Source organism: Pandoraea anapnoica, assembly GCF_902459765.1.
Lineage (GTDB): Bacteria > Pseudomonadota > Gammaproteobacteria > Burkholderiales > Burkholderiaceae > Pandoraea > Pandoraea anapnoica.
Window position 1 is genome coordinate 430,748 of the sequence record NZ_CABPSP010000004.1, and the last position, 11,390, is coordinate 442,137.

Annotated in this window: 9 protein-coding genes; 3 read left to right on the forward strand and 6 right to left on the reverse strand. The window is 61.9% G+C overall.

The window, feature by feature from the left end; translation table 11 throughout:
- Positions 1-101 precede the first annotated feature (101 nt).
- On the reverse strand, positions 102-1,460 hold the full coding sequence (locus tag PAN31117_RS09985) for an 8-oxoguanine deaminase (protein WP_150738046.1): 1,359 nt from the start codon (positions 1,458-1,460) through the stop codon (positions 102-104).
- Positions 1,460-2,833 carry a nucleobase:cation symporter-2 family protein gene (locus tag PAN31117_RS09990; RefSeq protein ID WP_039398648.1) on the reverse strand — a complete coding sequence of 458 codons (1,374 nt, stop codon included), beginning with the start codon at positions 2,831-2,833 and terminating at the stop codon, positions 1,460-1,462. Before PAN31117_RS09990 ends, PAN31117_RS09985 begins: the two co-directional genes overlap by 1 nt.
- A 437-nt stretch (positions 2,834-3,270) precedes the next feature.
- On the opposite strand from PAN31117_RS09990, the gene uraH reads away from it, so the two are divergent.
- The 3 genes from uraH to PAN31117_RS10005 all read left to right on the forward strand — a co-directional run bounded on the left by uraH (position 3,271) and on the right by PAN31117_RS10005 (position 6,673).
- The gene (gene uraH / locus PAN31117_RS09995; protein ID WP_039398651.1) at positions 3,271-3,621 is read left to right on the forward strand and encodes a hydroxyisourate hydrolase; all 351 of its coding nucleotides are present in this window, start codon (positions 3,271-3,273) and stop codon (positions 3,619-3,621) included.
- Between the two features lie 40 nt (positions 3,622-3,661).
- Positions 3,662-4,867 (forward strand): urate hydroxylase PuuD, encoded by a 1,206-nt coding sequence (locus PAN31117_RS10000; RefSeq protein WP_150738047.1) that lies wholly within the window; start codon positions 3,662-3,664, stop codon positions 4,865-4,867.
- Positions 4,868-5,302: 435 nt separating this feature from the next.
- Positions 5,303-6,673 (forward strand): MATE family efflux transporter, encoded by a 1,371-nt coding sequence (locus PAN31117_RS10005; RefSeq protein WP_150738048.1) that lies wholly within the window; start codon positions 5,303-5,305, stop codon positions 6,671-6,673.
- Between the two features lie 53 nt (positions 6,674-6,726).
- On the opposite strand, the gene PAN31117_RS10010 is transcribed toward PAN31117_RS10005, so the two are convergent.
- The 4 genes from PAN31117_RS10010 to PAN31117_RS10025 all read right to left on the reverse strand — a co-directional run bounded on the left by PAN31117_RS10010 (position 6,727) and on the right by PAN31117_RS10025 (position 10,952).
- Positions 6,727-7,575, reverse strand: a complete 849-nt coding sequence (locus PAN31117_RS10010; RefSeq protein WP_150738049.1) for a proteasome-type protease — start codon at positions 7,573-7,575, stop codon at positions 6,727-6,729.
- Positions 7,576-7,625: 50 nt separating this feature from the next.
- On the reverse strand, positions 7,626-8,432 hold the full coding sequence (locus PAN31117_RS10015) for a transglutaminase family protein (RefSeq protein WP_150738050.1): 807 nt from the start codon (positions 8,430-8,432) through the stop codon (positions 7,626-7,628).
- 4 nt (positions 8,433-8,436) lie between these two features.
- The gene (locus tag PAN31117_RS10020; RefSeq protein WP_150738051.1) at positions 8,437-9,435 is read right to left on the reverse strand and encodes an alpha-E domain-containing protein; all 999 of its coding nucleotides are present in this window, start codon (positions 9,433-9,435) and stop codon (positions 8,437-8,439) included.
- A gap of 92 nt (positions 9,436-9,527) precedes the next feature.
- Positions 9,528-10,952, reverse strand: coding sequence for a circularly permuted type 2 ATP-grasp protein (locus PAN31117_RS10025; RefSeq protein ID WP_174990903.1), 1,425 nt, complete (start codon positions 10,950-10,952; stop codon positions 9,528-9,530).
- Between the last annotated feature and the right edge of the window lie 438 nt (positions 10,953-11,390).

Here is an 11,390-nt window from a genome sequence, read left to right on the forward strand (position 1 = left end):
CTGCCCATCGCCACGCCGGAACCGGCTCACCCGAATCTGCCGATTTGGGTGAGCAGTCCCGCGGCCTCACACCATGAATGTGCGGCCGGTGTGGCAACGCCTTATCGGGAAGCCTCGGCCAGTTGCCGCGCCAGCGCGTTGTGACGCGTGACGAGCGACGGCAGGTCGAGCGTCGTCAGACGCCCTTCGCGCACCACTACCCGTCCGTTCACCACGCTGTACGCGGCTTGTCCAGGATTACAGAAGACGAGCGCCGCCACGGGGTCGTGCAGACCGCCCGCCATGCCGACGCTACGCGTATCGAACGCGACGAAATCCGCCGCCATGCCTGCAGCGAGCACGCCGATGTCGTCGCGCCCCAGCACGCGCGCACCGCCGAGCGTCGCGATTTCCAGCGCTTCGCGCGCCGTCATGGCGCTTGGGCCGAATCCGACCCGTTGCAGCAGCAGCGCCTGACGCGCTTCGTTGATCATGCTCGCCGCGTCGTTGGACGCCGAGCCGTCCACGCCTAGTCCGACGGGCACACCGGCGTCTCGCATCCGGCGAATCGGGGCGATGCCCGACGCTAGCCGCATGTTTGAGCACGGGCAATGCGCAACGCCGGTACCGGTTTTCGCGAAGAGCGCGATACCTGCGTCGTCGAGCTGAACACAGTGCGCGTGCCAGACATCGTGACCGACCCAGCCAAGATCCTGCGCGTACTCGGCTGGCGTCATGCCGAACTTCTCGCGGCTGTAGGCAATGTCGTTGACGTTCTCGGCCAGATGGGTGTGCAACGACACGCCGAAGTGGCGCGCCATCGTGGCCGACTCGCGCATCAGGTCACGGCTCACCGAGAACGGTGAGCAAGGGGCGACGACCACACGCAGCATCGCGTAACGGCCTTCGTCGTGGTACGTCTCGATGAGGCGCTGGGTGTCTTTGAGAATTTCGTCTTCACGCTCAACCACACGGTCGGGCGGCAGTCCGCCCTGACTCTGGCCAACGCTCATGCTGCCCCGGCTCGCGTGGAAGCGCATGCCGATCTCAGCGGCGGCTTCGATGCTGTCGTCGAGCTTGCAGCCATTCGGGTAGATATAGAGATGGTCGCTCGACGTGGTGCAGCCCGAGAGCAGCAACTCGGCCATCGCCGTCTTCGTTGAGACGCGAATCATCTCCGGCGTAAGGTTCGCCCATACCGGATAAAGGTTCGTCAGCCAGTTGAACAACTCGCCGTCCTGCGCGGCCGGAATGGCCCGCGTAAGGCTCTGGTACATGTGGTGGTGCGTGTTGACCAGACCCGGAATGACGACGTGCCCCGTCAGATCGAGCACCTCATCGGCACTCTCCGGCAGCATATCGCTGGTGCCGACGGCCACGATCCGGTTGTCTTCGATGTACAGCCCGCCGCGCGCGATTTCGCGGCGACCGGCGTCCATCGTGACCAGCACTTCAGCATTCTTGACGAGCAACGTTTTCATCAATGCGCCTCCAGGCCCATGCCCGATCCGTTCTTCTCGCCGTGACCGTTGCCATGCGTCACCGGCGCTTTGAAGCCGTTGAAGTAGGCGTTCAGGATCACGGCAGACAGCGTAGCGAGCAGAATCCCGCTATGCAGCAACGGCGCGAGCTGTTCCGGCATCTTCGCAAAGAACTTGTTCGACGCGACCGGAATCATCGCCATACCGATGCTGATGGCTACGATATACAGGTTGTAGCGGTTATGCGAGTAGTCGACCTTGGACAGGATCTTGATGCCCGTGGCGAGCACCATGCCGAACATGACGACGCCCGCGCCGCCCAGCACGAACTGGGGAATGGACGCTACGACGACGGACATCTTCGGAATCAGGCCGAACACGAGCAGGATAACGCCGGCCGAGGCACACACCCAGCGGCTCTTCACGCCCGTCACGCCAACGAGACCGATGTTCTGCGAGAACGAGGTGTGCGGGAAGGTGTTGAACAGGCCGCCGATGACGGTGGCGACGCCATCGACACGCAAACCAGCGACCAGCGCCTTCTCATCCACCGGCTTGCCGACGATCTCGCCCAGCGCGAGGAACATGCCCGTCGACTCGATGAACGTAATCAGAATCACAATGGTGAGCGTCACAATGGCCCACGGATCGAACACAGGCATGCCGAAGTGGAACGGCAGCACGACGTCGAACCATTTCACCTGATCGAGACCGTCGAAATTCACTTTGTGCAGCAACAGCGCAATGCCGAATCCGAACAGGATGCCGAGCAGCACGGCGATGTTCGAGAAGAAACCCTTCACGAAGCGCGTGATCAGCAAGATGAAGATAAGCACAGCAAACGACACACCGAGGTAGACCGGGTCGCCGTAGTCCGGGTTGCCTACGCCGCCGGCCGCCCAGTTGATGCCCACGCCGATGATGGTCAGCCCGATGGACGTAATGACGATGCCGGTCACGATCGGCGGGAAGAAGCGCAGCAGCTTGCCGACGAGCGGCGCGATCAGCGTGCCGATGATGCCGGAGGCAATGGTTGCCCCAAAGATACCGGGCAAGCCTAGCGAGGGGTTCGTGCCGATGGCGAGCATCGGCCCCACGGCAGCAAATGTAACCGCCATGATGACGGGCATACGGATACCGAAACGACCCACACCGACACTTTGAATCAGCGTGGCGATGCCGCAGCACATCAGATCGGCGGAGATCAGAAACGCAATCTGATCCTTAGGCAGGCCCAGCGCGCCGCCGATGATGAGGGGCACGGCGACCGCGCCCGCGTACATCACCAGAACGTGTTGCAGGCCCAGCATGAACAATTTTCCGATCGGCAGTCGCTCATCGACCGGATCCACGGTATTGGTTGTCACACTCATTGCGTCTCCGTCCCTCGGGGGGCTGTTTAATGTCTATTTTTAGGGTGACTCAATGGTGCAGGTCGACGCACTTTGCGGCAAGACCGCCGGAGGCTATAGTGTTTTTTTCATGGAACGTATGCATGAATGCTTATCTTGCGTCTCGGGTTTTCCCCAAGCATGCACGTAACCATTGGGCTTCCCGGGCGATCCGTCTCCTATCGCGATAACGGCTCATACGTCATGCGTTATACGCTGGATAACAGAATCCAATAGTCCTCCAAAAAATCCCAATTCCGGTGCACGCGGCGTACGCTTCAGACGTCGGGATGCCATATTGATGCGCGTCATGTTTTTGTCCTGCATAACGGGGTATGTGCGCGTTTTTATCTTTGGTATTGCGCGCGTTGCCGGGCCGCCATCTCCCTACAATGCACCCATCCATCACAGGAGACATCATGGGACGACTGACTACCCACGTACTAGATACATCGCACGGCAAGCCAGGCGCGGGCATCCGTGTCGAGTTGTGGCGCGTGGACGGCGAGCGCCGTTCGCTGCGCGACGTGCAGACGAATGCCGACGGCCGCTGCGACAAGCCGCTGCTCGAAGGTGAGGAATTCGCCGCAGGCGAATACGAGCTGGTGTTCCACGCGGGCGACTATTTCGCCGCACAGGGCGTGGAAGTGCCGTCGCCGCGCTTCGTGGATCGCGTGGTGCTGCGTTTTGGCATCGCAGAGCCTTCCCAGCATTACCACGTGCCCCTTCTGGTGTCGCCGTGGAGCTTTTCAACGTATCGCGGTAGCTAAATCGCGAACGTGAACGTCAGGCAGTTGAGGAGAACATAAGATGGAAGCGTTTATTACCGACTGGGTCAATCTGTTGCTGCGCTGGCTGCATGTGGTGGCGGCCATTGCCTGGATTGGCGAGTCGTTCTATTTCGTGATGCTGGACAATGGTCTGAAGCCGCCCAAAGCTGCCGAGGACAAACAGAAAGGCGTGTTCGGCGAGATGTGGTCGGTGCACGGCGGCGGTTTTTACCACGCCCAGAAGTATTTGAATTCGCCGCCGCAGATGCCGGAAGATCTGCACTGGTCGAAGTGGAAGTCGTACACGACGTGGCTCTCGGGCTTCGCCCTGTTCTGCGTGCTGTACCTGCTGCAACCGCAGACGTATCTGATCGACAAGAACGTGATGGATCTGCAACCGGGCCAGGCCGTGGGCCTTGCGGTCGCATTCCTGATCGGCGGCTGGTTCGTCTATGACTTCCTGTGCCGTCTGCTGGGCAAGAACGAGCGTGTGCTCGGTATTGGTGTGGCACTGTTCGTGGTGGCCGCAACGTATGCAACGACGCACATCTTCGCCGGTCGCGCTGCCTTCCTGATCGTTGGCGCAATGATGGCGACGTCGATGTCGGCGAACGTGTTCTTCTGGATCATTCCGGGCCAGCGCAAGAGCGTGGATGCGCTCTCGAAGGGCGAAGTCCCGAACCCGATCTGGGGTAAGCTCGGCAAGCAACGTTCGGTGCACAACACGTACTTCACGCTGCCGGTCGTGTTCATCATGATCAGCAACCACTACGCGTTCACGTACAGCAACCCGTACAACTGGGTGATCCTCACGATCATCATGGCCGCAGGCGCAATGATTCGTCAGTTCTTCGTGCTGCGTCACGCAGGCAAGAATCTGTACGCGCTGCCGGTTGCCGGTGCTGCACTGCTCGCAGGCGTTGCCGTGTTTGCCGCCCCGCGCCCCGCCCCGGCACCTGCCGCCGGCGCGCACGGTGAAGCTGCCGCCCCGACCGTGAAGCTCTCGGAGATTCAGCCGATTCTCACGCAACGTTGCGCCACCTGCCACTCGGCCAAGCCGACGATGATGGGCAGCGCACCGGCCGGCGTGATGCTCGATACACCCGCCGAGATCTCGCAGAACGCACAACGCATCTATCAACAATCGGTCGCGCTCAAGTCGATGCCCCTGGGCAATGTGACGCAAATGACCGATGAAGAGCGCCAGAAGATCGCCGCGTGGTTTAACGGCGGCGCACAACAATAACGGCGATACCGTCTTTCTTGCTGGACCCATGTTGGGGCGCTTCGGCGCCCCTTTTTTATCGTGACGTTCCCATGATGTCAGCTGTCGCTTGACGTCAAGCGCGGGAACTTCGGTGTGATACGGCTTGTCTGTCATACGCGCCCGGCATTCCGGGCTGAATGACAAACATCATGAATTTCCTCCTCTTCTGTTCCTCCCGGCAAGGCGTCGTCTGGGTGCATCTGCACCAGGCGATGTTCCCTCCGTCCGCCTGACTGCCTCGCTGACGTCCACCCGCTCGGGTGGCACGCAGCGCGGCGGAGCGCTTACGCCATCGCTTGCGCGTGAGCGACAACCCTCTCCATCCCGAAGTCTCTGAAGTTCTGAAGCCTTTGATGTGCAAGCCACGGTGAGCCGCGTCCCGACACGACGCGGTGCGAAGTCATCGGGGGGACCATGTCTCTTTCCACGTCTACCAATCATCACAATCATTCGCAGGGCGCAAGGACGTCTCTGCTCAAGGAATTTACCTCTCTCGCAATTCCGACGATCCTCTCTGGCTGGGTCTACACGATCTACACGCTGATCGACGGCATCTTCATCGGCCGCTATGTCGGCCAACAAGCGCTGGCCGCGTTGAACCTCGTGGTGCCGTTGCTTTATGTGCCGTACGCGGTCAGCGTGATGGTCGGCGTCGGGGGCGCAACGCTCATCGCCCGTCTGCTGGGTGAACAGCGTCATGCTGAGGCGCGTCGCGCGTTCTCGCAGGTGCTGTGGGTGATGCTCGCCTCAGGCGTCGTGATGAGTGCTGCCGTGCTCATCTTCAAGCACGAGATCGCTGCCGCGCTGGGTGCGCGAGGCGCGATCACGGCGGATGTCGTCGACTATCTGTCCGGCTGGGGTTGGTTCGTGCTGTTTGCCAACGGTCTCTACGCCATGGAGCTGTTCCTGCGCGTGGAAGGCGCGCCCGCCGCCCGTTTCGGCCTGTATGCGATGTTCATGGGCGCACTCGCGAACGTGGCGCTCGACTACTGGTTCATCGTCGTTCGTGAGATGGGGATGCATGGTGCCGCGCTGGCCACCGGGTTGTCGATGATGGTGTCGAGCAGCGTGATGTTCGCGTATCACCTCTTCCTGGCGAAGCAAGTGGTACCTGCCCGTCGCGCCTTCGGTGGCGGCGAAACACACGTGTGGCGTGCGATGTACAACGGTGCGTCGGAGTTCCTCGGGGCCATTGCACCGGCGGTGACGGTGTTCGTCTTCAACCGCGTGATTCTGGCGAGCTTCGGTGAGCCGGGGCTGGCCGCTTACGCCATCCTCGAATATATGACACTCGGGGCTACCGTGACGATGGTCGCACTCGTGCAGAGCATGCAGCCGATGATTAGCTTTTATCGCGGCGCGCAGAATGCGAAGGCGCTTCAGGGGTCGTTCCGTCTGGGCGTCATCTCGGTGATGGGATTCTCGCTGCTGGTCGCTGTGGCCATGACAACGCTGGCGCGTCCGCTGACGTTCCTCTTCCTGCCCGCCGGTGGCGATGCCTGGTCGATTCTGGAGCACGCGGTGATCTGGTACGCGCTGGCATTTCTGCCAGCCGCAGGCAATCTGATCGTTGCGGGCTATCTGACGGCGGTCGAAGCGCCGGGCCCGTCGGCGGCCATTGCGATGCTGCGCAGCTGGATTCTGCTGCTGGGCATTCTCTGGCTGCTCGACGCGCTCTTCGGAGGCGGTGCGATCTGGTACACGCTACTCGCCACAGAAGCGGCAACGCTTGCCGTCAGCGCATGGCTGTATCGGAAGCGGCACCGCAGTCTCGGGTTGGCGTGATGGCTGCGCAGATGCGCGTCGCGCAAACGCCGACGCGCATTGGCAACTGAGGGTCAAGACGGCATCTTGAGCGATACGGTCTGCGCGAGCGACTGAACGCTCCCCGGCTCGTCCGCACCGGGCATGCCTTCGGGCGGCTCGGCCCGCGGCGGCAACGAAGCGGGCACACTGGCCACGCTGGACGTCGCCCATTGCGGCTCGGGCAGTTCGTCGAACACCTGACGCAGACGCGAGCCCCACGTGTCGTGGATCATCTTGTAGTAGACGTTCTCGTCGTCGAGCGATGCGAAGCGCGTCACACGCAAACTGTCCTCTTCATAGACGAGCAGATCCAGCGGCAACCCGACGGAGACGTTCGAGCGCAGCGTGGAGTCCATCGAGATGAGAGCGCATTTCGCGCCGTCGTCGAGTGACGTCGCGGGCGTGACCAGTCGATCGATGATGGGCTTGCCATACTTCGACTCGCCGATCTGGAAGTACGGATTGACGGAGGACGCCTCGATGAAGTTGCCCGCCGAGTACAACTGGAACAAACGGCTGCGAGCACCGGCGATTTGCCCGCCCAGCAGGAAGCTGCAATTGAAGTCAACGCCGAACGCTTCGAGCGACTTGGCGTCGCGCGTATAGACGTCGCGAATGGCCTGCCCGACGACGCGCGCCACGTCGCTCATGGTCTTGGCAGTCCACAGCGTTTCGGTGTCGCGTGCCTCGACCAGTTGCTGGCGCACCGCCTGCGTCAACGCGAGATTCCCCGCCGAGAGCAGCACGATGACGCGTTCGTCCGGACGCTCGAAGACGAGCATCTTGCGGAATGTGCTCACATGATCGACGCCCGCGTTGGTGCGGGTGTCGGAAAGAAAGACCAGCCCGGCATCGAGCTTCATGGCCACGCAATACGTCATGTCGTTCCTGTCTTGCCGTGCAAGGCGCGCTGCCTCGCTACGTTGAAAAGCTATTGTTGTTGACCGAGCGGTGCCGTATCGACACTAACCGATACGTGCAACTTCTCGGTCGCACCGCCGCTGCGCATTCCTCTGACGGGCGCCGCGGATTCGTAATCACGTCCCACCGCCAGACGGCAGTAGTTGCCGCTGGCGAAGCAGGCATGCGTGACGTCGATGCTGACCCACCCTGCCCCATCGACCCACACGTCGACCCAGGCATGGCTGGCCGCATGCGGCACGTCGCCCGGATCGATGTACCCGCTGACGTAGCGCGCCGGCACGCCACGCGCGCGGCAGACGGCCAGCATGAGGTGTGCGTGGTCCTGACAGACGCCGCGTCCCAGCGCGAGCGCCTGTGCGGCGGTGCTGGTCACGGCGGTGATTCCCGACTCGTAATCGACCTGCTCGCAAATGGCCGCAGCCAGCGCCAGCAACTCTCCCGGCGTGGCAACCCCGGCGTCGCCCGCCAGTGCGTCGATGCCATCGCTGCGTCCCGTCAGGGGCGTAGGGCTGGCGAAGCATAACACCGGTACGGCATGGCTCGTTTCCCCCAGCCTGCCGTCCATGAGCGGTGTCGTTTCGACCTCGCCCTCGGCCAGCAGATGGATCTCATTGTGCGGTTGGTGCAGCACGAGCGTATGCATGTCGTTGCCAAAGGCGTCGCGCGCGGGCGTGAGCTTGCCCGGCGCGCTCAGTCGCCATTGCACGATGCGCTGCACTTCCGACGCGCTCGGCGTGAGCCGAAGCTGCTGGATGGTGTAGCGCACCGGCGTGTCGTAGCGGTAGGTCGTTTCGTGGCGGATGGTCAGGCGCATGGCATCAGGCGGCGAGCGGGATCAGGAAGGTCTGACTGATCTTGTTGCCGAGCACGGAAACTCGCTCGAGGAATTCGGTCAGCACGGCGTGCAAGCCTTGCTGCCGAATCTGCTGGATGTCGGTGTATTTGAGTTCGGACTGAAGTTTGCCCGCATAGCGTTCAACGTCGCCAGACTGGGCGTTGGAGAGCGTGGCGAGGTTCTCGCACACGCCGGTGAGCGACGCGAGCAACGAGCGCGGCATGTGCGCGTTGAGCATCAGCAACTCGACCACACGCTCGGGCGTGATGACGTCGCGGTATACCTTCCGGTAGATTTCGAAGCCGGAGACGCTGCGCAGCACAGCCGACCAGTAGTAGAAGTCGGTCGGATGCGACGCATCCGGCCCCGCCTTGTCGGCACGCACGGCTTCGTGGAAACGGACGTCAAGAATGCGGGCGGTGTTGTCGGCGCGCTCAAGGAACAGGCCGAGCCGGGTGAAGTAGAACGCGTCGTCCTGAAACAAGGTGCCGAAGCTCACGCCTCGCGAGAGGTGCGAGCGCACTTTGACCCATTCGAACAGGTGCGCGGGGTCGCGCTCAAGCAGATCGAGGATGCGTGGGAAATCCAACCAGGTGCTGTTGACGGTCTCCCACAGTTCGGTCGTGAGTGTGCCGCGCACGGCACGGGCGTTCTCCCGCGCGGCGGCCAGACAGCAGGCGATGCTCGACGGGTTCTCGGGGTCGCGCACTACGAAGTCGAGCACGTTGGCTCGCGTCGCACGCCCATGTTTGCGATTGAACGCCGGCTCCAGCTCGGAGATGCGCAAGGTCGCGCGCCAGCCAGCTTCACTGTCGATGCCACCGGCGAGGACTTGCGTCAAGTCGGTATCGTCTTCGTCGTCGATGGCGTCCTGCGGAAGCAGGAGGTTTTGCAGGTTGACGTCGAGCAGGCGAGCGGTGTTTTCAGCCCGCTCCATATAGCGGGCCATCCAGAACAAGTGGTCGGCGGTACGGCTGAGCATGATCTCTTCCCGATAATTTTCCGATGTGCGCGGTCTGGCTGACTTGCGCGCCTTCTATGGCCTCTGCCGCTTACTGTTCACGCATTTTTCTCTCATTTCTCCAGTACCCAGGTGTCCTTCGTCCCTCCGCCCTGCGAGGAGTTGACGACCAGCGAACCCTCTGTGAGCGCTACGCGCGTCAGGCCGCCCGGCACCATGGTCACACCCTTGCCGGAGGACAACACGAACGGGCGCAGGTCGATGTGTCGCGGCGCGATACCGGCTTCTACAAAGGTCGGGCATGCGGAGAGTGCCAGCGTGGGTTGTGCGATGTAGCCGTCGGGTTTCGCGATAAGCCTGTGGCGGAACGCTTCGATTTCTGCCTTGCTGGACGCCGGACCGACGAGCATGCCGTAGCCGCCCGCACCATGAACCTCCTTGACGACTAGCTCACCGAGGTTGTCGAGGGTGTACGCGAGGTCGTCGGGCCGGCGGCACTGGTAGGTCGGCACGTTGTTCAGGATCGGCTTCTCCCCGAGGTAGAACTCAATCATGTCGGGGACGAACGGGTAGATGGATTTGTCGTCGGCGACACCCGTACCGATGGCGTTGGCCAGCGTCACGCGTCCCGCACGATAGACGCTCAGCAACCCCGGCACGCCTAGCGTCGAGTCAGCACGGAAGGCCAATGGATCAAGGAAGTCGTCGTCAATGCGACGATAGATGACGTCGACACGCCTGGGACCGTTGGTCGTGCGCATGTAGACGAGGTTGTCCTCAACGAACAGATCCTGCCCTTCGACCAACTCGATCCCCATCTGCTGCGCCAGGAACGCATGCTCGAAGTAGGCGGAGTTGTAGATGCCAGGCGTCATGACGACGACGGTCGGATCGTCCACACCGATCGGCGCTACAGCCCGCAGGCTGTCGAGCAACAAGTCCGGGTAATGCTCCACCGGTGCGATGCGATTGCGCGCGAACAACTCCGGGAACAACCGCATCATCATCTTGCGATTCTCCAGCATGTACGACACGCCGGATGGCACCCTTAAGTTGTCTTCCAAGACGTAAAAGACGCCATCGTCTCCCGTTCCCGCTCTGACGACATCGACGCCAGCAATGTGCGAGTAAATGTCGCCGGGAACGTCTACGCCCTGCATCTCCGGGCGGTACTGCGCGTTCTTCAACACCTGATCCGCCGGGATAACACCCGCGCGCAGGATGTTCTGGTCGTGGTAGACGTCGTGAATAAACTTGTTGAGCGCCTCGACTCGCTGACGCAAGCCCGTCTGCAAGGTCTGCCACTCATGCGCAGGGATAATCCGAGGGATCAGATCGAACGGAATCAGACGCTCTGTGCCCGCCTCATTCCCATACACAGCAAAGGTAATCCCGACGCGCCGGAACGCCAGATCGGCCTCGGCTCGCTTATGGTGCAAGACATCGTCTGACTGACATTTGAGCCAGTCGTCAAACCGACGGTAGTGCGAACGCGTCGCACCCGTGATGCTCGCCATCTCGTTATAGCTCTCGACCATACGCTTCTCCGCAGATTGCTGTGTCGAGATCGAGCAATATCCATGCCCGAGCTGTTTTTCCGCCCTTTTTCCACCCTTTTCTAACCTTTTCACCCTTTGCGCACGCTTTCGGTGCGCCCGCCCTCCTGCACCACTTCCTTCGCACCACATCGGTGTCTCGAAGTATAGGAGTTGGGTTTCGACTCAGACTGTTATTTTTACCCCCGCCCCCCCCCCTAAAACCCTCCCCCTAACGGACCGGGGCCCCTTTCCGCCGCTCAGACATAAACCCAACTCGCTGCAGAAAGGCGCCCCGGTCCGTCTCCCTCGAAGCACCCAGTGCCTCAACCGACACCGCCCGCTTCCCGCTTCCTATCTCGAAGCCACCGGTCCCGTCGACACCGCTCTACTCCAGCACCATCGCGACGCCACACCCGCCCCGCACGTGCTCCGCAACTG